The sequence below is a fragment of the Mesorhizobium sp. B2-8-5 genome (genome assembly GCF_006440675.2).
Taxonomy (GTDB): Bacteria; Pseudomonadota; Alphaproteobacteria; order Rhizobiales; family Rhizobiaceae; genus Mesorhizobium.
Genome location: NZ_CP083951.1, coordinates 3,620,075 through 3,643,921, shown reverse-complemented (window position 1 = coordinate 3,643,921; position 23,847 = coordinate 3,620,075). Strand labels below are relative to the sequence as shown.

Here is a 23,847-nt window from a genome sequence, read left to right as displayed (position 1 = left end):
AAGGTCTTGGCCGAGTCAACCGCGAGAACTGCGATCGCTCTTACAGATAGGCATGCCGCGACCGGCGACAATCCCGGCCGGTGCCGCAATGGCGGCTCGCCTGATGCATGTCGACTGCAAGGGCGCAGCGGGTCCCAAAGCAAAAGCGCTGCCCGAAGGCGGCGCTTTTCAGCGTGCGTGTTGCGGCAGCTTACTGCGCCCCGCGCGCCACGCGCTCGATCTCCTCGCGCACCAGCCTTTCGACCAGCGTCGGCAGGTTGTTGTCGAGCCAATCCTGCAGCATCGGCCGCAGCATCTCCTCGGCCATCTCGTCGAAACTCTTCTTGCCGCGGCTGGCAAAAGCATCGGAAAGCTCGCCGAAGGCCGCGGCAACCTGCCGGCCCGTATGCTCGGAAAGGATCGCCGGCCGGGCCGGCTGTGCCTCCGGTTCGGATGCCCGGGGAGCGCTGGCCTGCGCGGCAGCTTCAAACGCCGGCTCTTGCTTCTCGATCTCGACCCTCGGCGCGGCTTCCGGGACCCGGACGGCCGGTCTCGCGGTAACCGTGCTGCCGCCGACCGCCGCTATTTCGCGCCGCCAATCGGCGACTATGGTCTCGGCCGACTGCGTCGCATTTGCCGCGGCCGGCCTGCTCGTGGCCGCTTGCGCGCTCGGCTCGGCGCCCTCGGGATCGACCGCGGCCGGAGCCGCCTTGACCGGCTCTCGACGAGCCTCGACGCGTGCGACCGCCGGATCGGCCGCGGCCAGCTGGGCCTGGACCTCCGCCAGCGTCGCTGGCTTGCGCGGGCCGGCGTCGGCATGCAATTCGGAACGAAAGGCGTCGACCTCGACCGTGGGTACGCTAACCGCGGCCGGCTCCAGATCCTGGCGCAGTTCACCGGCCTCGGCCGGCTGCTTGCGCCCGGTGTCGCTGTCTTCGATGATCCTTCGGATGGAAGCCAGTATCTCTTCCATGGAAGGTTCGCGCTGCGCGCTGCTTGCCGTCGCCATCGTCACATCCGCCGCCCCAGTGACCTGCCCAAGAACTCGACCCTGTCCAAGAACTGACCCGTTCAAGAACTTGACCCATTCAGGAATTCCGTTCCTGCCCGGGTCGGAATTCGAATCAATGGCGACAGCGTAACCGACCGATCGTCATCCGAGAATCCCCAATCTGGGGACTTGTTGGATTTCAACAGATTAGGCGGTTCGCGGCCCGACGAGCCCGTGCCATCGACAAAGAAAAACGCCGCGCGTCCATCGGACACGCGGCGCTTGCTGGAAGCATACCGGAAATCAGCGTCCGTCGGGCGTGCGCAGTCCGAACCACTTGTCCTTGACGGCGTTGTAATGCTCTTCGGGCCTGTATTTGGTGACCGCCAGGCCAAGACGATCGACCGACAACCGGCCCATCGCCGACAGGATGGCATAGCTCGCCACGACCACGTCGCGCTCGGAGCTGGCCTGGTTGATCTTGGCGGTGATGACCGCGTTCTGCGCGTTCAACACATCCAGCGTCGTGCGCTGGCCGACATTGCGCTCTTCGATGACGCCGTTGAGCGCCAGTTGCGCGGCATCGATCACCTGCCTGTTGGCATCCACGCTTTGGCGCGCGGCGACATATTGCGTCCAGGCCGAGACCACGGCCTGGCGCACCTGGTCGCGGCTGACATCGACCTGGATGCGCGCCTCGCCCAGTGATTCCTTGCTCTGCCGCACCAGCGCCGAGGTCCGGCCACCCGAATAGATCGGAATGGTGAGCGAAGCGCCGATATTGGCTGATGTCGAACTACCGTTGGGGCTGCTGATGGAACCGGGAACGGTGTGGCTGTAGTCGTCCGAAACGCCGGCCGAGGCCGTCACCTGCGGCAGCAGCGCGCCTTCCGACGACTTCACCGAAAAGGCGGCGGCATCGACGAGATGCTGTGTGGCCAGAATGGCGGGATGTTCGGCGGAAGCGATGGCCAAGGCCGAATCGACCCCACCTGGCAGCAGCTTGCCAAGCGGCGAGGCTGCCTTGAGCTTGCCCGGCTCGTCGCCGACGATCTGGTGGTAGGTTGCGGCGCTTGCCAGCGCCGTCGCGCGGGCGGCGCTCAACTGCGCCACGGCCGTCGCGCGGGAGGCATCGGCCTGGGCGACGTCGGTGCGGGTGCCCTCGCCGACCTCGAAGCGCGAGCGGGCGGCGCGCGCTTGCTCGGTCAGGAACTGCAGGTTCTGCTCGGTCAGCACCGCGATCTGACGGTCGCGAATCACGTCCATATAGGCGCTGGCCGCGTTGAACAGGATGTTCTCTTCGGTGTTGCGCAGGGTTTCGACCGAAGCCTTCACCTGCGATTCGGCGGCGGCGACATTGTTCTTGGTCTGAAACCCGTCGAACAGCGTCTGGTTGATCTGCACGCCGAAGCTGCCCGTCGTTATTCTCCTGCTGGTGCCAAAGCCATGTATGTTGGTGTAGTCGATGTTGGCCGAACCGGTGACGGTCGGACGCCAGCCCGACTTGGCAATGGCTACGCCCTCATCAGTGACGCGCACGCCAGCGCGGGCAGCATTCAACTGGGAGTTATACTGATAGGCTTTGGCGAGCGCGCCCGTAATGGTTTCAGCGGAGGCGGCCAACGGCGAAAGCGCGGTGGCCGAAACAAGGATAGCTACTAAAACACTCTTGCGTAGAGGCGGCACGTTATTTCCCTCATTCGTTTTGCATGGGAACCACGCCACGTCAGCCTACCCATACGGATCGGCCGGCGCCGCGTTGTTTATCGTTCCCCCGCTGACGGCTTCCCGAAAACACCCGGTTAACCAAATCAGCAACGATTGTCAGGCGCAAGCGATCATGACAGCGCATTCGCTGCAAGGCAAAAACGCTCAGAATTCAAACGCGTGAGCACGTTCGAAGCCCGGTAGTGGCTTAATTGCCGCATTAAAGGCCCTTCTTCCGGTTACAACCCCTCCTGCCTTGAAAAACAGACGGGCCACGCCAGAGTTGCCCCGCCCTTCGACCACAACCAGGCGGCCTTCTTCCGCAAGCTGATCGAGCAATGCCGGCGGCACTTCCTCGACGCTGCCGCCGATGAAGATGGCGTTGTAGGGCCCCTTGGCGGCCTGCCCCTGCGGCAGCGGCCCGGTGACCACCGTGACGTTCTGGCAGCCAAGACTGGAAAGCGTGGATTTGGCGGCATCCGCCAGCGCGGGATCGCTCTCAAGCGCGACGACCGAACGCGCGAGCCTGGACAGCAACGCGGCGGAATAGCCGGTGCCGCAACCGACATCGAGCACCGAATCGCTCGCGTCGATTTCAGCCAGTTGCAAAAGCTTGGCGAGCGGCGACGGCTCCATCAGGTAGCGTGCGCCGCCGCCATTCGCGCCATCGGAAATGCGGATGTCTTCGTCGATATAGGCCAGATCCCGCTGTCCGGCGCCGACGAAGGCCTCGCGCGGGACGGTCAGCATCGCCTCGATGAGCGGCGCGCTGGTGACATCGGTGGTGCGGACCTGGCCGTCGACCATCTTCACGCGGCGTTCGGAGAAATCAGCGTTCATGTCCCAACAATCCGCTCCCCGCGCCAGGCGCACGGCCAAAACTTCGACTGGAACCCCTGCTCCGGCGCGGTTGCGCTGGAGCCCGCAAGCATCTGGAGGCCTCGCCCGGAATCGAACCGGGGTGCAAGGATTTGCAGTCCTCTGCGTAACCACTCCGCCACGAGGCCTCGCAATGCTCCCGGCGTTCCGAGCGAACTCATTATGTTGGCGCTCAAAGGTCGTCAAGCGCTCGCGCGTCATTCCCGACGCTTTCGTATGGAGCAGCCAAAGTGGTGATTACCAATCGGTTGTCATGGGTCCGGCATCGCCGCGGCGGAGCCGCCGCAGGCGCTCAGTCGGGCCGGCGCCGGCGTTCCCACCAGACGACGAAACGCCGCCGGTGGCGCCGGATCATGGCGAATTCGTAGGACAGCACCAGGAGACCGAGCGGAACCATCCAGAAGCCGAGAATCGGCAGAAAGCCCAGAATCCCGCCAAGGGTGAGCAGCATGCCGATCGCGATTCGCCAGCCGCGCGAGCGCGGCATGGTGAACTCGCGGCCGAAAACCGAAATCTTCCGCGCCGGGGCACTGTCGTCGTCAGCTGCCGTCATTCAAAATCAAATCCCATCTGCCGCCAATGCCATGTCAAAGGCCAACCGGCCGCTTTGTTCCGTGCCGGTGTGAAGCCCTTCATATGTGGGCATGTTGAACGATGGCACAAATAGCCGCATTAAAAACTGGAGAAAAATTGCGAATTGCTGCTTTGCAAAGCCGAAAGGTGTTTGCTATAGGCTGCGCCACTCACGTCAGAGCCTCCGTTCCCCGGTAGCTCAGTGGTAGAGCAACCGGCTGTTAACCGGTTGGTCGCTGGTTCGAATCCGGCCCGGGGAGCCAAGTTTTCCAAGGGATACAGAGTTTTCAGGATTGGCCGAAAAATGGCTGATCTACAGCATATCTACACAACTCGACTCCGCTAGGCGCCGATCTACGCGAAGGAGAGAAATTCCGATGGACCACGTTTTCGACGAGCTGATCAACCTGCAGAGAACTCTGCCGAGAGGCAATTGGCGCGCCGCCGCGATATCCTGCGCGCTCCGCTTGGCCGGAAACTTGACAACCGGCATCGCGATCGGCGTCGGGATTTCGGTCGGTCTAGCCCTGGGCTGACGAAGCAAATACGATTTCAGCCCTCGCTCCTTTGTCTGCCTTGATCGCTGCGTGGCAGTCCTTCAGCTTCTGGGATGCGCCGCTACCGGCAGTCAGACCAGCCCCGTCATACGGATGAGCCGAAAAACCCCATGGCCGATCGCGAGCACGAATTCACCATCGTTGGCGGCCAAATCCCAGCCGAAGAATGCAGCCCAACAAAAGAGCACCAGGGTGAAACGCATTAGAGAATTCTAATACACGGTGGTGGTTGACCAAACGTTTACCCGCATCGATGAGGGCAAAGCGACGGTCAATCTCGGCGTGCCGGTCACTGTGAACGCCGATAAGGTCAGACTGGTGACCGCCTACGTTCCGCCGAAGAGAAAGACGCCACTGGTCGACAAGCCGACATGATCCAGAGACGATGGGTAGTGTCTCAGTTTGAAATTTGTCCTCCCGCACATCCCGTTTGATGACATAGGCGCTTACCCGCCAGCCACAGGCCGCACGCCCCCACACCCCGTCCTATTTTGAGGCGGCTCAGTTCATGACGCCCGATCTCGGGGCAGCTCGAGCGCGGCAGCGGCAAGCAGTCTGAGTTCCTCACTTGTCAGGGTTATCTCGTAGCGCTGCTTGGATTTCTTTGTGTAGATGTCATCAGCAGTCACAGAGATTATAACAACGCCTTCCTCTTCCACCTGCACACTATCGATCGGTAGTGGCCCCGAAAATATGCATTTCGACGCGCCAGCCCTTCGGCTCGGCCGAGTATGTATCCGCATCTCGTCATCCCTTTCCGCTCTCGAAAGGGTCCAATGCAGGAAAGATGCCAGATCGTGGCTATTTCAACCTTGGGCCTCAACACCGTCCACGCCTTCGCGGGCTGAACATTAGCAACTGCTTATATTTGTCCTACCGCAGGCAGATAATGCCATTCGGGACTTTGAGGGAGGTTCCGATGCGCTGGCCCCTTATCGTGACCGCGTTCATCACTGGCTTCATCCTCTGGGACCGCTTCGAAAACGACGGCACCTATACCGCCGACGTCGAGCGAAGTTTCCGTGAGGCATCCTTGGATATGCCGGGCGGGTGGAGGCCACCTACCATCACCATCAATCGCGATTTGCTAAAGCGATAGCCGAGGGGCCATCGTCTCGCTCCGGCCCCTTTTCATCACAGGAATGAAGCCGCAGCCACCCGCTTTAGATTGCTGCCAGCGCGGGTGTGTATCATTTTAATACAATCCTCAATTTGTAGACTCCTGCGATTTATTGGCGGCCATTGGCCTCGATCCGCTTTATGGAGGGAAAGCCCCCGCGGGAGGAATACCAATGACCATCCAAAAGGAAGACTATCGAACCAACAGAGCCGACTATGCCATCGCATCGATGCAAGGCCAATCGGCCGCTTTTGATGCTCGCCATGAGAGACGGGAAAGCAAGAAATCCCTGTGGCTGAGAGATCGGCGGCTCGCCAGATTGGCCGAAAATCCGTGTGAAACCGTGCCAGGATCAAGAGCCAGACGGCGCGGGAATTAGCGCGCTGGTTGTCGTTAGCCGGTGCCGTGTCTCGCCCCCGAGACCCATCGGCTAGGCCCGGCGTTTGCTGGCAGCTGCCAGCCTGCCGGGCCGCTCCTGCTGTCCTTTGCTCATCGCGCCAGATCACCCGCTTCTCCCGCCGGATTTCGACAAGCCGCCGAAAGCGGATCGTATGGGCCTGCTCGCCGGTCGCGTGAAATAGCTGCGCGCTCATCCACTCTCGGCTGCCGCACTTCTGACAGCGGCTAAAACTGGGGAAAATGGCAGCCCAGGGTTTTTATGCGCAGCCGCTAATATTACGCTACGACTCAGCCGGCCTCCAGCCCTTGGCCGGTTAGGCCCGGCGGCCCGTCCGCTTCCTACCCCAACAGGCTGTCGGGCTGCTTCGTCGGAAAGATGCATCAGATACTCACAATGAAGGAAGTGACGCATATTCCGGGGCGCGCAATCATCAACATCCTTCCGGGCGCGGGAACTACGGCTCGCCTGAGCCCGCGTTCAGCGGAAAAGAGCAGGGTCCGCACCTGCGTAGCGTTTTGGTGCGGACCTTTTCCACGCCAGCCATTTCTCTCAGCGGTGACCCGGCTAATCTTCGCGGAATCCCGCAGTGAGGCGTGGCGCAGCATCTCCTCGCCCTTCCTTGGCGAGCCACTTGGGTGGCGGCGCGCCGGTCTTGCCCTGCACCCTGTTCCCAAAGCCGCTCTCGAATCGCCAAGTCATCTGACATGTGCAGCCGGGGCATAAGCCCACTGGAGATCGATAGCTAAAGAAAGACCCGCCGACCGAAGCCGGCGGGCCATCTCCCTCATGCTTGCGCCCCTAGTTCCAGACGGTCCGCCGTGTCCAGGAAACCCTACGCAACCTCGTTTGTAGAACAAAATCCGGATGCTGCGCTGTAGCTCTGCGGCAACACTCGCCTCAGATGTGTCTCGTTTCGGGACGAAAGAGCCGGCACGCGAGGCTGAGGGAATTACGGTGACACTGCACCTTTTCCTTTTGCAGCCGGCCTCGGATTGCTGAATCCAGGAGCGCTGGCTTTGATCATTAGCCACCGCAATTCGCCAATCCGACGACGGGCATTTCGATTGCTCATGAGTTGAAGACAAACAAGGGTAGAGACCGACGTTAGGCCCAACGGAATGGGCATTCAGTCCAAATTGCTGGTCTTCACGACGCCAAATAACCTTCCGAAAGGAAGGCAGGGGCACATGGCGGGAAAACGGGCAATTGCAGTCAAAGACTGGTCGTGCGCCATGAGTGACGAGATTGGCCGCGTGGTCTTGGCCATAAACTCGACCGAAGGTGAAACGACCTACGTTCTTATGACGGTCTTCCAAGCGGCAAAGATGGCCCAGGAACTGCGATCGCCGAAGCTGGTCCCCCGATACGACATGTAACCATCTCTGGCAAAAACATTGAGCAGCACATGGGGGGAAATCTGAACCAGCGGCCAATACTCGCGAGGCGCCCAGTGGGTCCGCCTCATTCCTTCACATTATTCCGCCTCCGTGCAGCAAGCTACAATCGCTCCTGCTTGCGATAGGCTGCGGCTGTGGGGATAGCTTGGGGAAATGCGAGGGCGCCAATCAAGCCGATCGTTGGCGAAACGCATGAGACAAGGTCGCCGCTGGCGCCTGTCCGCAAACATGGTGATTTGGACATCGATCGTGCTTTTGATGACAATCTCGATCGCGCTGATAGCGAATAAAGCTGGCTGGCCCCGCTAATTGACGAAACAGAGCCTGGTCCGGCGCCGCCTCCACCCACCCCGCATGGGCCAAATTCCCATAGTCATTGTGCCGGCGAATTTTGCTTTGCGGGTTGGCCGCCCTGCCTTAGCCTCATTGCGGAAAACCTTGCCGACAAGCTGATAGCCGGATCTGTATACCGTGCCCCTGAAAGCCACCGCCCATATCGAGGCCATGTCCGCTTTCGCGCTGGCGAATTTCGGCGGGTATGACCGGCCGACGCTGGCCCAGAACGAGAGCGCCTTCCCGCCCAGCCCCAAGGCGATCGAGGCCGGCCGCGACGCCGTGGCGCGCAGCCACCTTTATCCGGACCCAGACTGGACCTTGCTGCGCGATGCGATCGCCAGGGCCTATGGGGTCGATCGCGATCTTGTCCTGTGCGGCGCGGGCTCGATGGAGCTGATCGCCTGCACCTTAGCGGCCTTCGCCGGTCCGGGCACGCAAGTGCTGGGCACGGACTATGCCTATAATTTCGCCGCCTCGGCGGCCGCGCGCGTCGGGGCGACCTACGTCAAGGCTGCGGAGCGCGGCTTCGAGGTGTCGATCGATGCCATCCTTGCGGCTCTCACGCCGGCAACGCGCGTCGTCTTCGTCTGCAACCCGGGTAACCCGACCAGCACGCGCATCAAGAACGCCGAGTTGCTGCGCCTGCGCGCGGCGCTGCCCGGCAACGTTCTCCTGGTGATCGACCAGGCCTATGGCGAATTCGACGACCAGGATCCGCAAGCCGTCTTTGCGCTGGCTGGGCGCGGCGACACCGTGGTCCTGCGCACCCTGTCCAAGGCCTACGGGCTGGCCGGCGCGCGCGTCGGCTGGGGGCTGTTCGCGCCGCAGGTCGCCGCCGAAGTGCGCAAGATGCAGAATTCCAACCAGGTCTCGACGGTCAGCCTCGCCATGGGTGTCGCGGCGGTCGAGGACCAGGCCTATACGCGCGGCATCGTGGCGCGCACCGCCGATATCCGCGACCGCTTCGCGCAGGGCTTGCGGGCCGCCGGATACGAGGTTCCCGAAAGCCGGACGAATTTCGTCCTGGTCCGCTTTGCCGACGCGGCGGCAGCCACCACCGCCGACAACGCTTTGCGCGGCGCCGATATCATCACGCGCGGCCTCTCCGGTTACGGCCTGACCGACTGCCTGCGCATCACGGTCGGGCCGCAGGATGTCATGGACCGCACGCTGCGCGCCCTGACCGCCATGCGCGGCCGGCAATGCTGGTAGGGCTCCATCGGAGGGGATTTTCAAGACGTGACGTCACATATGCCGTATCTGCCTGCCCGCGATTTCATCGGCTATGGCGAGCAGCCTCCGCAGGCTGAGTGGCCCGGCGGCGCGAAACTGGCGCTCAACATCGTCGTCAACTATGAGGAAGGCGCCGAATACAGCATCGGCGAAGGCGACGGCGTCTCCGAAGCGATCCTCTCCGACCTTGCCGTGGCGCCCGCCGCACCCGGTCTGCGCAACCGCAACATGGAATCGCTTTACGAGTACGGTTCGCGCGTCGGCGTCTGGCGGCTGATCTCGCTGTTCCAGGACAAGGGTGTGATCCCGACCTTCTACGTCGTCGGGCGCGCGGTGGAGCTCAATCCGGCCGCGGGCAAGGCGATCACGGCACTTGGCAGCGACATTGTCTGCCATGGCTGGCGCTGGATCGACTACGCGCCGCTCAGCGAAGAGGAAGAGCGCCAGCATATAGCCATGACGGTGGATGCGGTCCGCAAGGTCACCGGCATCGATCCGCAGGGCTGGTACACCGGCCGGCCAAGCCTCAACACGAGGCGGCTGGTGGTCGAACATGGCGGCTTCCTGTTCGACTGCGACGACTACAATGACGACCTGCCCTATTTCGTCGACGTCGGCGCCAGGCGGCACCTTGTCGTGCCGCACAGCTTCGACAACAACGACAGCCGTTTTTCGCGCGGTTCGGGCCTGGAGACGGGCAGCCAGTTCTTCGAATATGTCAGCGACGGCGTCGACTGGCTTCTGAAGGAAGGCCAGAAGACCCCGCGCATGATGACGGTGTCGCTGCATTGCCGGCTGGCGGCGCGGCCGGGTCGCATGATCGGGCTGGAGCGCTTCCTCGACAAGGTCACGTCGAATCCGGACATCTGGGTCTGCCGCCGCTCCGACCTCGCCCGCCATTGGCTGGACCGGTTCTGCGGCTGAGCCGTCGGCGGCACGGTCGCCGCCGACCAATTCTCAAGCAATAGCGGCCACTACGACCGCAGCCGCTTGCCTTCCGGATCGAACGGCGGATGCGCGAGCAGCACCGCGTCATGCGGCCTGCCCAGAATGGCGACGGTCACCTTGTCGCCCGCCTTGGCGGTTCCGGCCTTGACGTAGCCCATGGCCAGCGACTGATCGACGAAATAGCCATAGGCGCCGGACGACACCTGGCCGATCGGCGTGCCGTCCGGCAGGAAGATCGGCTCGCCGCCGGTGGCGTCGGCATCCTTGGCCGAGACGGAAAGCATGATCAGTTCGTCCCGCGCCGGCTTGTCGGCGACGGCGAGATAGGCTTCGCGGTTGAGGAATTCCTTGTCCGTCTTGATCAGCCTGTCGAGCTTGACCTCCTGCGGCCAGTATTCCGGCGAATATTCGCGGCTCCAGCTGCCGTAGCCCTTCTCGACGCGCAGCGACATCAGTGCCCGCGAGCCGACCGGTCCGGCGCCGACTTCCGCGCCTGCCTTGAGCAGCGCGCGATAGAGCTCGACCTGGTCGGCTGCCTGGCAATGCAGCTCCCAGCCGAGATCGCCGGTGAAGGAGACCCTCAGCGCCACGACATCGACGCCGGCGACCGCAATCTGGCGCGAGCGCATGAACGGGAAGGCCTCGTTCGACAGGTCGTCATTGGTCAGCCGCTGCAGCAGTTCGCGCGATTTCGGCCCGGCGACGTTGAAGCCGCCAAGCTCCTCCGTGCGCGAGCGGAAGGTCGTGCCCGCCGGCAGCGGCACGGACTTGAAGAAGCGCTGGTGGAAGCGCTCGGCCATGCCCGACCCGATCACCATGAACTCGTCGTCCACCAGCCTCGTCACGGTGAAGTCGCCGGCTATGCCGCCACGCTTGCCGATCAGCGGCGTCAGGCAGGAGTTGCCGACCTTGCTCGGCATGCGGTTGGCGAAGACCGCATTCAGCCAGGCTTCCGCGTCCGGCCCCTTCACCTCGTATTTGGCGAAATTGGAGATGTCGATGATGCCGGCATGCTCGCGCAGCATGCGGGCTTCGCGGCCGACCGGCGCCCACCAGTTCTGGCGCGTGAAGCCGATCGTCTCCTCGCGCGGCTCGCCTTCGGCGGCGAACCACAGCGGATGTTCCCAGCCGAAATTGAGGCCGAATACCGCGCCCATTTGCTTCTGCATCTCGTAGACCGGACGGGTCCGCACCGGACGGCCGGCGGCGCGCTCCTCGTTCGGGAAATGGATCTTGAAACGATGGCTGTACTGGTCCTGCACGCGAGCCTTGGTGAAGGCCTTGCCGGCCCAATGGCCGAAGCGCGCCATGTCCCAGCCGAACATGTCGAGCGTCGGCTCGCCCTCGATCATCCATTCGGCCGCAAGCTTGCCCATGCCGCCCGATTGCGAGAAGCCCGGGATGATGCCGTTGCAGCAGAAATAGTTGCTGAGCTCCGGCACCGGCCCGAACAGCACGGCGCTGTCGGGAGACCAGATCATCGGGCCGTTGATCACCTTCTTGACGCCGGCGGTAGCGGCGGCCGGGACACGCTGGACGGCGCGCATCATGTTTTCCTCGATGCGGTCGAGGTCGTCGGGAAACAGCTCGTGGCCGAAATCCATCGGCGTGCTGTCCTCGGCCCAGAATTTCATGTTGCGCTCATAGGCGCCGATGAGCAGCCCCAGGCCTTCCTGGCGCAGATAATACTCGCCGTCGCGATCGGCGACCGACGGCAGGCGCCGGCCCATCGAGGCGATCTCGGGAATGGTCTCGGTGACGAAATACTGGTGCTCGGTCGGGATCAGCGGCAATTGCAGCCCGGCCATGGCGGCGACCTCCCTGCCCCACAGGCCGGCGGCGTTGACCACCCATTGCGTGCGGATGTCGCCCTTCGGCGTGCGCACGATCCAGCTGCCGTCCGCTTGCGCCTCGGTCGCCGTGACCGGTGTGAAGCGATGGATCTCGGCGCCGCGCTGGCGGGCACCCGCGGCATAGGCCGCCGTCACCCCCGACGGATCGACATTGCCGCCCTCCGGCTCATACATGATGCAGCGAATGCCGTCGAAATCGACCAGCGGATGCAGCCGCTCGGCTTCATCGCGGCCGACTTCGTAGAAATTCATCTTGTAGCGCCGCGCCTTGGCTTCCTGCAGCCTCAGCTGATGCTCGCGCGCCTCCGTCTGGGCGAGATAGAGCGAGCCCGGCTGGAAGATGCCGCAGCCCTGGCCGGTCTCGGCCTCCAGCTCCTTGTAGAGCGCCATCGTGTAATGCTGCAGGCGGCTGATATTGGTTGAATCATGCAGGCCGTGGATGTTGGCGGCCGCGTGCCAGGTCGAACCGGAAGTCAGCTCGCTGCGCTCCAGGAGGACCACATCCGTCCAGCCGAACTTGGCGAGGTGATAGAGGATCGAGCAGCCGATCAGACCGCCGCCAATGACAACGGCTTGTGCATGAGTACGCATATCGAGGTTTCTTCCCTTTGTTCGGCGACTTGTCTCGCGTTCTTTCGAAACGCTCTGCGAGTTGGTTTAGCCGACTGGGCAATCACAGTCGCCGGCGAATTCAGGGGCGCAACACGCCCCTGAGATATTTGTCGCGATTGACCGCTTCAGGCCTTGTCCAGCCAGACCTTGTCCAGTTGCAGTTCAAACGTCTGATGCATGCCAAGGTTTTTCACATAGGCGGCGTGGTGACGGTAGAGCGAGCGCCAGAACGCCTGGACGAGGATGCCTGAGTCCTGCAGGATGAACTCGACGTCCTTCATCAGTTCCTTGCGCTTCTCGGGGTCGGCGATGGCCATCGCCTCGTTAAGCTTCTTGTCGAAGTCCGGATTGGCGTAGCCGGACTCGTTCCACGCCTCGCCGCTGCGATAGGCGATCGCCAGCACCTGCACGCCGAGCGGCCTCATGCCCCAGTCGGTGGTCGACCACGGATATTTCGTCCAGTCGTTCCAGAAGGACGAGCCCGGGATGATGGTGCGCTTGACCTTGAAGCCGGCGTCGCGCATCTGCGCAGCGACGACGTCGGCCGGATCCTTCACATAGTCGGCGTCATAGGAAATGAGCTCGAACTCGTGGTCCGTCTGGCCAGCCTCCGCCATCAGCGCCTTGGCCTTCGCCAAGTCGCGCGGAACTTTGGGCAGCGCGTAATATTCCGGATGGATCGGGCAGACATGGTGGTTCTCGGCAACTTGCCCGAGGCCGCTATAGCCGAGCTTCAGCACGGTCTCGTTGTCGACGGCGAGCTGGATGGCGTTGCGCACCCGCTTGTCGTCGTAGGGCTTGTTGGTCACGTTGGTGCGCAGCACGATCGTGCCGGCGGTGACCACCTGCTCCTTGACCAGGCCCATGCTGTCATAGAGGTCGACGGTGCCGCCGACGGTCTGGTAGTTGCAATCGATCTCGCCGGCCTCGAAGGCGCTGCCGATGGCGGGGTTGGACGCATCCGAGCCGTAGTCGGTCCAGTCGACGCCATCGAGATAGGGCTCGCCGCCGAACCAGGTGAAGTCCTTGCGCCGCCGCACCGAAGCCGACTCGCCGACCTTGTAGGAGATCAGTTCATACGGGCCGGTGCCGGGCGTCTTGAGCATGTCGGCGCCGTTTTTGTCGAAGTCCCGATGGACGATGACCGCCGGATAATCGGAGAAGCCCGGGATGATGGTGACGTCCGACTGGTTGCATTTCAGCTTCACCGTGTGGTCGTCGAGCTTGGCGATGGCGCCGGCGGCGGCCTTCTTGGTGGCGGGATCGATCAGCGAGCCCATGCGGCCGGCCATCGAATTGCCCTCGGCCGCCTTATCGCACCAGCGTTCGATATTATGGACGATGTCGTCGGCGTTGAAGTCGTCGCCATTCGACCATTTCACGCCCTTGCGCAGATGCAGCGTGTATTCGGTGGCGTCGTCGCTCACCTCCCAACTCTCGACCAGATGGCCCTCGAAGGTGAAATCGGTGGTGTAGCGGATCATGTAGTCGTTGCACTGGCGCATGACGTTGGCGATTTCCGACCAGTCCCAGGCGCGCGGATCCTTCATGTCCTTGATGATCATCTGCATCTTCAGGATGCCGCCCTTCTTGCCGGGCACGATCGCGGCGGCCTTGGCCGGCTCGATCCCCGCCATCGAGTAGGCGAGCGCCGTGGAAGCGCCCATCACGCTCGCCATGGCCAGGAATTCGCGGCGGTCCATCCGGCCGCTTTTGACTTCGGCTGCGTAGCTTTCGATGACCGTCGGGACGCGGTCACCGTTGCTCTTGAACATTGTCATCGTTGTTCTCCGGTTCAGGGCTTTTCCGCCCGTTACATTCCCCTTGCGGATACGCATGTTAGGGGCGATGCAAAAATCCCGGAAGGGCTTGTCATTTCACAAACCGCAGAAAGCCGGCCGTAAAGGCCTAAAAAAACAATGCCATTGGCCCGTCAAATTTTTGAAGGCGATGACGCTGCCGCGTTCAGGCAGCGTCTTCCCTGGCCCTGGACAGGATCCATTCCTTGACCGTGCGCGCGATGTTTCCCTTGGAAAGCTGGCTCTCGGTCAGATAGTAGTTCCAGGGGCTTGGCGGCCGGACCGGAAACGGCTCGACGAGCAGCCCTCGGCGCATATAGGCATGCGCGAGCGAGCGCTGCGTGGCGACGAGGCCGGCCCCCATGGCGGCAAGCTCGAGCGCGATGTTGGAAGCATTGGTCGACAGGCCTTTGTCGTGGTCCTCCAGGTCGACGCCGAGCGCATCGGTCACCACCTGCCAATATTCCTGGCGGCCATGCACGAAGATCCAGTCCACCTTGAGCATATCCTGCGGCGTCTTCAGCGCATGCTCGCCCTCGAGCACGGCGGGAGCGCAAAGCAGGACCAGTTCGTCGTTCCAGAGCGGGATTGCCGAAGGCGGCCTGTCGTCGAAGCGCCGCGTCGAGATGGTGATGTCGGCGATCTGCTCGCTCAAGTCTTCCCAGATCGTGCCGTGCAGCACGATCTCGATCTCAGGGTGCTTCTTGCGGAAGGCGGCCATGCAACCGGCCAGCCAGTTCTCGGCAAGGCTCATCGGGCAGGAAACGACCACCGTGCGGTTGCGCGAGGACGCGACGATCGCCTCGGTCGCCTGGTCGATCTGGTCGAGCGCCTGGCGCAAGGTCGGCAGGAACGCCTCCCCCATCTCGGTCAGCTTCAGGCTGCGCGGATAGCGGATGAACAGCTGCCGGCCGATATAATGTTCAAGGGCACGCACATGCGTGCTGACCGCCGCTTGCGTGTAGCCCAACTCCTTGGCCGCCGTGGTGAAGCTCAAATGGCGGGCCGAGCTCTCGAACGAGCGGATATAATTCAACGGTGGCGGCGGCTTCATCCGGGTCTCCTGCTCCACGATCGCCATAGCTATCGCATGGGCAACCGGCCATTCAATCGCAGACAAGCGACATGGCATCAATATTTTTGGTCAAAGCCGCCAAACTAATCGCGTGCTTGCGCGATGAACCCAATTTATTGATGTTGTGGAGAGACAGGGGAGATAAGCGCGTGGCTGTGCCGTCATACCGGCGTGAGGGGCCTGTCGTCAGTTCCGATACGTTCACGCGCCTCGCCGATTTCGTGCTGCGGCGCCCCGCTTCCGTCTTTCCCCAACCGGTGCTGGCACAGGCGCGTTACCTGCTGCTCGACACACTCGGCATCGCCATCGCGGCCGGGCCGATGGACGCGGGCCGGATCGCGCGCGACGCCGCCGTACTGCTCTATGGTTCAAGCGATCCGCAATATTCGGCCCGCATGCTGTTCGACGGACGCCGCGCCAGCATTGCCGGCGCGGCCTACGCCGTTGCCACGCAGACCGATAATCTCGATGGCCACGATGGCTACAGCCCGACCAAGGGCCATATCGGCGTCGCGGTCGTGCCGGCGCTTGCCGCGCTCGCGGAAGCGAGGCCCGACCTTACCGGGCCGGAGGCGCTGGCGTCCCTGGTCGTCGGCTACGAAGTCGCCGGCCGGGCCGGTATCGCCTTGCATGCGACGGTGAGCGACTACCATACCTCGGGCGCGTGGAATGCCTTGGGCGTGGCCGCTGTCGCGGCACGCCTGCGGCGGCTCGACGAAACGCAATTGCGCGAGGCGCTCGGCATTGCCGAGTATCACGGCCCGCGCAGCCAGATGATGCGCGAGATCGCCACGCCGACGATGCTGCATGACGGCTCCGGTCCCGGCGCCCTCATCGGCGTTTCGGCGGCGGTGCTCGCCGAACGCGGCTTCACCGGAGCGCCGGCGATCACGGTGGAGGCGCCGGACGTCGCGACGCATTGGCAGGATCTCGGCGTCTTCTGGCAGGTGCTGCACCAATATGTAAAACCCTACCCGATCTGCCGCTGGGCGCATGCGGCGATCGACGCGGTGCGCGGGCTCTGCCTGGCGCACAATCTCGCTCCGTCCGACATCGCCGGCGTCCAGGTCAACAGCTTCCATTATGCGGCCACGCTGTTCGACGGCATGCCGGACACGACCTCGAAGGCGCAGTACAGCCTGCGCTTCGCCGTCGCTACCTTCATCATCCATGGGCGCATCGGACTGGAGCATATTTCCGGCACCGGGCTCGCCGACGCCGCGGTCGCCGACATGCTCACCCGCATCGCGGTGACCGAATCCGAACGCCACAGCGCCCGCTTCCCGGCCGGCCGCTGGGCCGACGTCGTCATCTCGACGACGGACGGACGCGTGCTGGCGTCGGGCGACGTGCATGCGCGCGGCGGCCCTGAGGCACCGATGACGGCGCAGGACGTCGAGGCCAAATACATGGAGTTCGCCGCACCTGTGCTCGGATCCGGCCGCGCCGCGGCGATCCGCGACGCGGTGCTCTCGCTCGACGACCGCGACAGCCGCTTCTCCGATCTCTCGGCGCTGCTCTACGATCCTCCCAAGACTTTGAGCTGAGCCGTGCAATGCCCCTCAGGCTTCTGAAATACGGTCTCAGCAGGGACTATCCGGTCAGCGGCGACATCCCCGCCACGCCCGAGCTGAAGCCGGCCTACGATGTCGTCATCATCGGCGGCGGCGGGCATGGACTGTCCTGCGCGCATCATCTTACCAAATATCACGGCATAAAGAGTGTTGCGGTGCTGGAGAAAGGCTACCTCGCCGGCGGCAACACGGCGCGCAACACCACCACCATCCGCTCCAACTACATCACGCCTGAAGGCATCGCCTTCTACAAGGAGGGCGTCGAGCTGTTCGAGCGCCTGTCGCAAGAACTGGACTTCAACGTCATGTTCTCGCAGCGCGGCCAGCTCACGCTTGCGCATAGCGAGGCGACGATGCGCAGTTTCCACATGCGCGCCGAAATGGGCAAGCACATGGGCACGCGCACCGAGGTCGTCGACCAGAAGGGCGTCGAGGAACTCTGCCCGCTGCTGAATATGGACTATGGCGGCCCGCTCGAAATCCTCGGCGGGCTCTGGCATGCCGACGGCGGAACGGCGCGCCACGACGCCGTCGCCTGGGGCTACGCCGCCCAAGCGTCGCGGCGCGGCGTCGAGATCCACCAGCGTACCGAGGTGCAGGGCTTCGAGGTCGTCGGCGATCGCGTCCAGGCCGTCAAGACGAACAGGGGCCGCATCGCCTGTGGCCAGCTGCTGATCGCCACCGGCGGCATGAACTACGACGTGGCGCTGATGGCCGGCGTCGAGCTTCCCATCCGCTGCTATCCGCTGCAGGCGATGGTGACCCAGCCCCTGAAACCCTGGCTCAACACGCTGGTCTCGTCGGTGTCGCTGCACACCTATCTCGTGCAGTCGTCGCGCGGCGAGGTCGTCATCGGCGGCGGCTCCGATCCCTACCAGCTCTATTCGACGCGCTCGACACTCGACATGAAGGAGCACCTCGCCGAAGGCGCCGTCCACCTCTTTCCTTTCCTGCAAGGCGTGCGCCTGCTCAGGCAATGGGCCGGCATCACCGACATGACGCCGGACTACAGCCCGATCATGGGTGCGAGCCCGCTCGCCAATCTGTGGCTCGACTGCGGCTGGGGCACATGGGGCTTCAAGGCGACGCCGGTCGCTGGAAAGCGGATGGCCCAAACCATCGCCGAAGGTCGCGTGCCCGACATCCTGAAACCATTTGCATTGGAGCGGTTCGAGACCTTCAGGCTGCTCAACGAAATGGGCGCGACCGCGGCGAGCCATTGACGATGAAGCTTTTGACCTGCCCGATGAATGGCCCGCGCAACATCGACGAGTTCCAGTCCTTCGGACCGGTGCGCGCGAGGCCGGATCCGAACGACACCGCAGACAGGGAATGGTCGCGGCACCTGTTCCGCGCCGAAAACCGCAAAGGCATCGTGGTCGAGTGGTGGCGGCATGTGCCGAGCAACTATTTCTTCCTGGCCGAGCGCGATCTCGTCAGCAACGAGATCATCCGCACCTTCGACGCTTCCGAGCAGCGGGACCGCGCATGAACCGGCTGCCCGCCCCTTTCGGAAGCCGGATCGATAGAAGCCGCCGCATCCGCTTCACCTTCGAGGGCAAGCCCTTCGAGGGCTACGAAGGCGACAGCATCGCCAGCGCGCTCGCCGCTTCCGGTCAATGGGTACTGTCGCGCTCGTTCAAATACCATCGCCCGCGCGGCATCCTGTCGATGACCGGAGCCGACGCCAATGCGCTGGTGCAACTGCCGTCAGAGCCGAACGCCGCCGCCGAGCGCACGCCGATCAGCGAAGGGCTGCGGGTCAGCGCTCAGAACGTCAACGGCTCGCTCGAACGCGACCGCGACGCTGTGATCGACAGGTTCGGCCGCTTCCTGCCGGTCGGCTTCTACTACCGCGCCTTCATGGGTCCGCGCCGCGACAGCTGGCTGAAATTGTGGGAGCCGATCATCCGCCGCAAGGCAGGCCTGGGCGTGGTCGACACCAAGGCTCCGCATCGGCATTTCGACAAGACGCACCTGCATTGCGATGTGCTCGTTGTCGGCGCCGGTCCGGCAGGACTGAGCGCCGCGATTGCCGCAGCGGAGGCCGGCGCCGATGTGGTGCTGTGTGACGAGAACCCCGAGGTCGGCGGCTCGTTGAGCTACGGCCGCTGCGATCCAGCCACCCTCTCCGGCCTGTCATCGCGGCTAGAGGCGCTGCCCAATCTCAAGGTGCTGACCGGTACCGTTTGCAATGGCTGGTACGAAGACAACTGGCTGCCGCTGATCGAGGGCAATCAGCTTCATCGCACGCGTGCCCGCGAGGTGATCCTGGCGACCGGCGCCATCGAGCAGCCGGCTGTCTTCCGCAACAACGACCTGCCGGGAATCATGCTCGGCGGCGCTGCCCAGCGGCTGATCCGGTACTATGGCGTGCGGCCCGGTCACAGCGCCGTGGTGCTGGCCGCGAATGAAGACGGCTACCGGACGGCGCTCGATCTGCTGGACGCAGGCGTATCGGTCGTCGAGCTCGTCGATCCGAGACCGGTCGGCGATGCCGGCCCGCTGGAGGCCGAACTCCGCGGCAAGGGTGTCGCCATCCGGAAAGGCGCAACTGTCGAGGCGGCGGAAGGCATGGCCGGAAACCGCCATCTTGCCCGCGTCCGTGTCGGCGGAAGCTGGATCGCCTGCGACCTGCTGGCTGTTTCGACCGGCCAGGCGCCGGCATGGCAATTGCCGTGTCAGGCCGGCGGCAAGGTCGGCTACGATGCCGGCACGCAAACGATGACGATCATGCTCCCGGAAGGTCCCGTCCAACTCGCCGGCGCCGTTGCCGGAACGGACGAGTTGCAGGACGCAATCGCCAGCGGCCGGCATGCGGCTGCAACCGCGCTTTCGCGGATTGGCCATGCTGTGGCGGCAGAACCTCCGGTCACGCCGAAGAGCGTTCGGCCGCGCTATGTGCAGCCGATCGCCGCCGATCCCAAGGGACGCGACTTCGTCGATTTCGACGAGGACCTCCAGGTCAAGGACCTGCAGAACGCGACCAAGGACGGCTATCGCGAGATCGAGCTGGTCAAGCGCTTCACCACCGTCGGCATGGGCCCGAGCCAGGGACGTCATTCGGCCCTGGCGACGGCCCGTATCGTCGCCGAGGCAACCGGTAGGACTGTCGGCGAGATCGGCATCACCACGGCGCGTCCTCCGGTCGGGCCGGAAACGCTCGGCGTGCTCGCCGGCCACCACGAGGTGCTGGAGCGCCGCACCGCGCTGCATGCGCGGCACGTCGCGCTGAAGGCTGCGATGAAACCGGTCGGCGCATGGTGGCGGCCTTATTACTATGGTGACGCAGGCGGTGCTGAGGAAGCGGTCCGCGAGGAAATCCTCGCCGTGCGCGAAGGCGTCGGCCTGCTCGACGTCTCGACGCTCGGCAAGCTGGAGATCCGTGGGCCGGACGCCGGTGAATTTCTCGACCGCCTCTACACGATGGCGCATGCCAACCAGCCCACCGGCCGCGTCCGCTACTGCCTGATGCTCAACGAGATGGGTTCGGTGATCGACGACGGCGTCGCCTACCGGATGGCCGAGGACCGGTTCTATGTGACGGCGACCACCGGGGCCGTCGCGCGCGTCTATGCCGACATGCTGTTCTGGAACGCCGAGTGGCGCCTGAAGGTCGATGTGCTCAACCTCACCGGCGCATTCTCAGGCCTCAACGTCACCGGACCCAAGGCGCGCCTGGTGCTTGAGGCGCTGGACGGCGACATCGATTTCAGCAGCGACGCCTTCCCTTATCTCAGCGGCCGCGACGGCACCGTCGCCGGTGTCCCGGTGCGGGTGATGCGCATCGGCTTCACGGGCGAGCTAAGCTACGAATTGCATTGCCCTTCGAGCCTGGCGCCCAGCCTTTGGGACGCGGTGACCGCGGCGGGAAGACCACATGGCCTGCGTCCCTACGGACTGGAAGCGTCGCGCATATTGCGCCTGGAGAAAGGCCATATCCTGATCGGCCAGGACACGGATGCGATCACCACGCCCGACGAGCTGGGCTTCGGCTGGGCGGTCTCGAAGAAGAAACCGTTCTTCGTCGGCAAGCGCTCCATCGAGATGCGCGCAAGGCTCGGGCAGACCCGCAAGCTGGTCGGCCTGCAATTCCCCGCCGGCAGTCGCAACATTCCCGGCGAGAGCTGCCTGGTGCTGCGCGGCGGCGCCCCTGTCGGCCAGATCACATCGGTCGGATACTCGCCGTCGCTCAGACGCCATATCGCGCTCGCCTATGTCCATGTCGACGACCAGGCGGAAGGCAGTCGCGTGACGGTGAAGTGCCGCAATGGCGAGTTGGTCGAGGCGCCGGTCGTCGCTCACGCCTTCTTCGACCCGACCAACGCGCGGCAGGAGATCTAGATGGCCGCCGGCACCGCGACACGCGTCTACCCCTTCATGCCCGGCGGCGCGGCCGACGGCACGAAGCTGATTTCCGGCGCGGTCGCGCTGAGCGATCTTACAGACAAGCCGCGCTTCGGCCTGAAAGGCGGCGGCAGCGCCGCCTGGCTCGCCGCGCAAGGGATTCCGCTCCCGGCCGTCAATCGCATCGGCGACCATCGCGGCATGCGGGTCCTGCGCCTAGGCAACGAGGACATCCTGCTTCTCGCCGAGGACGCCGGCGAGACAGTCGCCGACGTCAAAAACACCTGGCATGTCGCGGCGGCGCCGAAAGGCTATTCGTCATGGCGCGAGGAAGGCTGGGCGTGGATGCGCCTTTCCGGTCCTCGCCTTGCCGAAGCGATGAGCGGGCTTTGCGCGCCGGACCTGAGACCCCAAAAATTCGGTGCAGACGATATCGCACAGACGCGCGTCGGCCATATCGAGGCCGTGACGTTCCGTTCGCCGGCAGGTTTCGACATACTCTTCGACATCACCGCCTCGGCCTACTTCGCCCGCGCCGTCGCGGCGATGGCCGGCCACACAGACCAGCATAGAGGACATTCATGACCCGCCCGCAAGGAACCATCGCGCCGATCCTGACGCCGTTCGAAGACGACGGCCGCATCGCGCGCGATCTCTGGATTTCTCATGCCAAATGGGTGCTCGGCCAGGGCGCGCATTTCCTCTCGCCCTTCGGCACGACGGGCGAAGCGCTGTCTGTCTCCCTGCGCGAGCGCATGCAGGCGCTGGAATGGCTGGTCGAGGCCGGCATCGCGCCGGACCGGCTGATGCCCGGCACTGGCGTCACCGCTCTGCCGGAAACGGTCGAATTGTCGGCCCATGCCGTTGGCCTCGGCTGCGCCGCGGTCATGGTGCTGCCTTCCTTCTTCTACACCGGCGCCGGCGACAACGGTCAGGCGCGTTACTACAGCGAGCTGATCGAGAAGGTGGCAAAACCTTCGATGCGCGTGATCCTCTATCACATCCCGCAGAACTCGGGCGTGCCGGTCAGCCCGGCCCTGACGGCAAGGCTGAGCAAGGCATTTCCGGACACTGTGGTCGCCTACAAGGACAGCGCCGGCGACTGGAACAACACGGCCGCCGTTATCGCCGCCGCGCCCGGTATTTCGGTCTTTCCGAGTTCCGAGGCGCAGCTCACCAAGGGTCTGGCGAGCGGCGCGGCCGGCTGCATTTCGGCGACCGTCAATCTCAACGCCGCCGCCATCCGCCACCTCTATGACGCGGCCCGGAAGGGCGAGGACGTCGCCGAAGCGGATGCCGCCATCAAGGCGTTCCGGAAGGTGATCCAGGACGCCGGGCTGATCCCGGCGATGAAGGCGGTGCTTGCGGTCAAGTCCGGCGACCGGCGCTGGCTGAACCTGCGCGCGCCGCATGAGAATGCGACGCTGGAAAACGGCCAGGCGCTGCTTGCCGCCCTCGGCAGCGCCGCCGACCATATCGGCCGCAAGTGAGGTCGGGATGTCGGCGCGCCCAACCGTCATCCTGCACACCGACAAGCCGGCCGGCGCGCTTGCGGTGCTCGCCGAAACGCATCCGGACCTCGATATCCATGCCTGCGACACTTATGCCGGCCTTCCCGCGCTGATCGAGCGGACCGCCGCGGAAGTGGTCTATTCGATCCGTTTCGACGGCACGCCGCGCTATCCGCGCCAGGCGCTCGTCGAGAGCCCGACGGTGAAATGGGTGTCGATCGGCGGCTCCGGCACCGACCATCTCGGGCGTTGGGATCCTGCGCACGTGACGGTGACGAACTCGGCTGGCGTCGCCGCCGGCATGCTGGCCGAATATGCGCTCGGCGCAATGCTCTCCTTCTCGCTCGACCTGCGCGGTTTCGAGCGCCTGCAGCAGACCCGCCAATGGGGCGGCGGCCGCGTCGAGCCGATCGAGGGCAAGACCGTCCTCATCCTCGGCCTCGGCAAGACCGGCGAGGCCGTCGCGCGCCGCGCTCAGGCAATGGGCATGCGCACGCTCGGCATCCGCGCGCGACCGAAAGCGATGCCGGCGCTCGACGAGGTGCGTGGTCCCGACGCATTACTGGCATTGGTTGGCCGTGCCGATTTCATCGTCTGCTGCGTGCCATTGCTGCCCACAACGCGCGGCTTGCTTGGCGAGGCCGCCTTTGCCGCCATGAAGCCGTCCGCCGTGCTGATCGACATTTCGCGCGGCGGCGTCGTCGAGGAAGCCGCACTGCTCGGCGCGCTCGACAGCGGGCGGATCAAGGGCGCGGCGCTCGATGTCTTCGCCACCGAGCCGCTGCCGGCCGGGCATGCTCTCTGGGCCTACGACAACGTCGCCATCACCCCGCATTGCGCGGCGGTCTATGACGGCTGGGACATCAAGTCGGTGCGCATGTTCGCCGACAATCTGGCGCGCTACCGCAAAGGCCGGCCGCTGGAAAACGTGGTCAATCCGGAGCGCGGGTACTGAA

21 protein-coding genes and 2 tRNA genes are annotated in these 23,847 nt (G+C 64.2%); 14 read left to right on the top strand and 9 right to left on the bottom strand.

Annotated features, from left to right (window positions below):
* Nucleotides 1-190 precede the first annotated feature (190 nt).
* The 5 genes from FJ430_RS17605 to FJ430_RS17585 form a co-directional block, all read right to left on the bottom strand.
* Entirely contained in the window at nucleotides 191-988 is a 798-nt protein-coding gene (locus tag FJ430_RS17605; protein WP_140711226.1) for a PopZ family protein, read from the bottom strand.
* A gap of 285 nt (nucleotides 989-1,273) precedes the next feature.
* On the bottom strand, nucleotides 1,274-2,656 hold the full coding sequence (locus FJ430_RS17600; protein WP_140711225.1) for a TolC family outer membrane protein: 1,383 nt from the start codon (nucleotides 2,654-2,656) through the stop codon (nucleotides 1,274-1,276).
* Nucleotides 2,657-2,842: 186 nt separating this feature from the next.
* Nucleotides 2,843-3,517, bottom strand: a complete 675-nt coding sequence (locus FJ430_RS17595; RefSeq protein WP_140652530.1) for a protein-L-isoaspartate O-methyltransferase family protein — start codon at nucleotides 3,515-3,517, stop codon at nucleotides 2,843-2,845.
* 93 nt (nucleotides 3,518-3,610) lie between these two features.
* Nucleotides 3,611-3,684 (bottom strand) — tRNA-Cys (locus FJ430_RS17590).
* A 164-nt stretch (nucleotides 3,685-3,848) separates the two neighbouring features.
* Complete coding sequence (locus tag FJ430_RS17585; protein WP_140646690.1) at nucleotides 3,849-4,109, bottom strand: hypothetical protein; 261 nt, start codon at nucleotides 4,107-4,109, stop codon at nucleotides 3,849-3,851.
* A 208-nt stretch (nucleotides 4,110-4,317) separates the two neighbouring features.
* Here FJ430_RS17585 and FJ430_RS17580 point away from each other — a divergent pair.
* Both FJ430_RS17580 and FJ430_RS17575 read left to right on the top strand, forming a co-directional pair.
* Nucleotides 4,318-4,392 (top strand) — tRNA-Asn (locus tag FJ430_RS17580).
* Between the two features lie 114 nt (nucleotides 4,393-4,506).
* On the top strand, nucleotides 4,507-4,665 hold the full coding sequence (locus FJ430_RS17575; protein WP_181175619.1) for a hypothetical protein: 159 nt from the start codon (nucleotides 4,507-4,509) through the stop codon (nucleotides 4,663-4,665).
* Nucleotides 4,666-4,757: 92 nt separating this feature from the next.
* On the opposite strand, the gene FJ430_RS31635 is transcribed toward FJ430_RS17575, so the two are convergent.
* The gene (locus tag FJ430_RS31635) at nucleotides 4,758-4,889 is read right to left on the bottom strand and encodes a hypothetical protein (RefSeq protein WP_264295969.1); all 132 of its coding nucleotides are present in this window, start codon (nucleotides 4,887-4,889) and stop codon (nucleotides 4,758-4,760) included.
* A gap of 22 nt (nucleotides 4,890-4,911) precedes the next feature.
* Here FJ430_RS31635 and FJ430_RS17570 point away from each other — a divergent pair, with 22 nt between their 5' ends.
* The 5 genes from FJ430_RS17570 (at nucleotide 4,912) to FJ430_RS17550 (ending at nucleotide 10,096) form a co-directional block, all read left to right on the top strand.
* Nucleotides 4,912-5,061, top strand: coding sequence for a hypothetical protein (locus FJ430_RS17570; RefSeq protein WP_210242131.1), 150 nt, complete (start codon nucleotides 4,912-4,914; stop codon nucleotides 5,059-5,061).
* A gap of 544 nt (nucleotides 5,062-5,605) precedes the next feature.
* Nucleotides 5,606-5,785: a hypothetical protein gene (locus tag FJ430_RS17565; RefSeq protein WP_226891752.1), complete on the top strand. Its 180-nt coding sequence runs from the start codon at nucleotides 5,606-5,608 to the stop codon at nucleotides 5,783-5,785.
* Between the two features lie 1,539 nt (nucleotides 5,786-7,324).
* Nucleotides 7,325-7,582 carry a hypothetical protein gene (locus tag FJ430_RS17560; protein WP_181166898.1) on the top strand — a complete coding sequence of 86 codons (258 nt, stop codon included), beginning with the start codon at nucleotides 7,325-7,327 and terminating at the stop codon, nucleotides 7,580-7,582.
* A gap of 492 nt (nucleotides 7,583-8,074) precedes the next feature.
* A complete protein-coding gene (locus FJ430_RS17555; RefSeq protein ID WP_226891751.1) occupies nucleotides 8,075-9,151 on the top strand; it encodes a pyridoxal phosphate-dependent aminotransferase in 1,077 nt (358 codons plus the stop codon).
* A 27-nt stretch (nucleotides 9,152-9,178) separates the two neighbouring features.
* Nucleotides 9,179-10,096 carry an allantoinase PuuE gene (locus tag FJ430_RS17550; RefSeq protein ID WP_226891748.1) on the top strand — a complete coding sequence of 306 codons (918 nt, stop codon included), beginning with the start codon at nucleotides 9,179-9,181 and terminating at the stop codon, nucleotides 10,094-10,096.
* A 50-nt stretch (nucleotides 10,097-10,146) separates the two neighbouring features.
* Here the strand turns inward: FJ430_RS17550 and FJ430_RS17545 are convergent, their stop codons facing one another.
* The 3 genes from FJ430_RS17545 to FJ430_RS17535 form a co-directional block, all read right to left on the bottom strand.
* Nucleotides 10,147-12,564: a GcvT family protein gene (locus FJ430_RS17545; protein ID WP_140711170.1), complete on the bottom strand. Its 2,418-nt coding sequence runs from the start codon at nucleotides 12,562-12,564 to the stop codon at nucleotides 10,147-10,149.
* Between the two features lie 146 nt (nucleotides 12,565-12,710).
* A complete protein-coding gene (locus FJ430_RS17540; RefSeq protein WP_140711171.1) occupies nucleotides 12,711-14,366 on the bottom strand; it encodes an ABC transporter substrate-binding protein in 1,656 nt (551 codons plus the stop codon).
* A gap of 184 nt (nucleotides 14,367-14,550) precedes the next feature.
* On the bottom strand, nucleotides 14,551-15,438 hold the full coding sequence (locus tag FJ430_RS17535) for a LysR substrate-binding domain-containing protein (protein ID WP_140652546.1): 888 nt from the start codon (nucleotides 15,436-15,438) through the stop codon (nucleotides 14,551-14,553).
* Between the two features lie 170 nt (nucleotides 15,439-15,608).
* Between FJ430_RS17535 and FJ430_RS17530 the strand changes: the two genes are divergently transcribed.
* The 7 genes from FJ430_RS17530 to FJ430_RS17500 are packed head-to-tail and all read left to right on the top strand — an operon-like array spanning nucleotide 15,609 to nucleotide 23,846.
* Nucleotides 15,609-17,006, top strand: a complete 1,398-nt coding sequence (locus tag FJ430_RS17530; RefSeq protein WP_226891747.1) for an MmgE/PrpD family protein — start codon at nucleotides 15,609-15,611, stop codon at nucleotides 17,004-17,006.
* Nucleotides 17,007-17,014: 8 nt separating this feature from the next.
* Nucleotides 17,015-18,256 (top strand): FAD-dependent oxidoreductase, encoded by a 1,242-nt coding sequence (locus tag FJ430_RS17525; RefSeq protein WP_140711172.1) that lies wholly within the window; start codon nucleotides 17,015-17,017, stop codon nucleotides 18,254-18,256.
* Nucleotides 18,257-18,258: 2 nt separating this feature from the next.
* Complete coding sequence (locus tag FJ430_RS17520) at nucleotides 18,259-18,525, top strand: sarcosine oxidase subunit delta (protein WP_140652550.1); 267 nt, start codon at nucleotides 18,259-18,261, stop codon at nucleotides 18,523-18,525.
* A complete protein-coding gene (locus tag FJ430_RS17515; protein WP_140711173.1) occupies nucleotides 18,522-21,377 on the top strand; it encodes a 2Fe-2S iron-sulfur cluster-binding protein in 2,856 nt (951 codons plus the stop codon). Before FJ430_RS17520 ends, FJ430_RS17515 begins: the two co-directional genes overlap by 4 nt.
* Complete coding sequence (locus tag FJ430_RS17510) at nucleotides 21,378-21,965, top strand: sarcosine oxidase (RefSeq protein WP_140711174.1); 588 nt, start codon at nucleotides 21,378-21,380, stop codon at nucleotides 21,963-21,965.
* Nucleotides 21,962-22,870 carry a dihydrodipicolinate synthase family protein gene (locus tag FJ430_RS17505; protein WP_140711175.1) on the top strand — a complete coding sequence of 303 codons (909 nt, stop codon included), beginning with the start codon at nucleotides 21,962-21,964 and terminating at the stop codon, nucleotides 22,868-22,870. The genes FJ430_RS17510 and FJ430_RS17505 overlap by 4 nt, the downstream gene beginning before the upstream one ends.
* A 7-nt stretch (nucleotides 22,871-22,877) precedes the next feature.
* A complete protein-coding gene (locus tag FJ430_RS17500; protein ID WP_140711176.1) occupies nucleotides 22,878-23,846 on the top strand; it encodes a D-2-hydroxyacid dehydrogenase in 969 nt (322 codons plus the stop codon).
* The last annotated feature ends 1 nt before the right edge of the window (nucleotide 23,847 follow it).

Coding starts and splice junctions, on each gene's coding strand:
- FJ430_RS17605 (WP_140711226.1), bottom strand. CDS start 988: ATGGCGACGGCAAGCAGCGCGCAGCGCGAACCTTCCATGGAAGAGATA.
- FJ430_RS17595 (WP_140652530.1), bottom strand. CDS start 3,517: ATGAACGCTGATTTCTCCGAACGCCGCGTGAAGATGGTCGACGGCCAG.
- FJ430_RS17585 (WP_140646690.1), bottom strand. CDS start 4,109: ATGACGGCAGCTGACGACGACAGTGCCCCGGCGCGGAAGATTTCGGTT.
- FJ430_RS17575 (WP_181175619.1), top strand. CDS start 4,507: ATGGACCACGTTTTCGACGAGCTGATCAACCTGCAGAGAACTCTGCCG.
- FJ430_RS31635 (WP_264295969.1), bottom strand. CDS start 4,889: ATGCGTTTCACCCTGGTGCTCTTTTGTTGGGCTGCATTCTTCGGCTGG.
- FJ430_RS17565 (WP_226891752.1), top strand. CDS start 5,606: ATGCGCTGGCCCCTTATCGTGACCGCGTTCATCACTGGCTTCATCCTC.
- FJ430_RS17560 (WP_181166898.1), top strand. CDS start 7,325: ATGGGCATTCAGTCCAAATTGCTGGTCTTCACGACGCCAAATAACCTT.
- FJ430_RS17545 (WP_140711170.1), bottom strand. CDS start 12,564: ATGCGTACTCATGCACAAGCCGTTGTCATTGGCGGCGGTCTGATCGGC.
- FJ430_RS17540 (WP_140711171.1), bottom strand. CDS start 14,366: ATGACAATGTTCAAGAGCAACGGTGACCGCGTCCCGACGGTCATCGAA.
- FJ430_RS17535 (WP_140652546.1), bottom strand. CDS start 15,438: ATGAAGCCGCCGCCACCGTTGAATTATATCCGCTCGTTCGAGAGCTCG.
- FJ430_RS17525 (WP_140711172.1), top strand. CDS start 17,015: ATGCCCCTCAGGCTTCTGAAATACGGTCTCAGCAGGGACTATCCGGTC.
- FJ430_RS17520 (WP_140652550.1), top strand. CDS start 18,259: ATGAAGCTTTTGACCTGCCCGATGAATGGCCCGCGCAACATCGACGAG.
- FJ430_RS17515 (WP_140711173.1), top strand. CDS start 18,522: ATGAACCGGCTGCCCGCCCCTTTCGGAAGCCGGATCGATAGAAGCCGC.
- FJ430_RS17510 (WP_140711174.1), top strand. CDS start 21,378: ATGGCCGCCGGCACCGCGACACGCGTCTACCCCTTCATGCCCGGCGGC.
- FJ430_RS17505 (WP_140711175.1), top strand. CDS start 21,962: ATGACCCGCCCGCAAGGAACCATCGCGCCGATCCTGACGCCGTTCGAA.
- FJ430_RS17500 (WP_140711176.1), top strand. CDS start 22,878: ATGTCGGCGCGCCCAACCGTCATCCTGCACACCGACAAGCCGGCCGGC.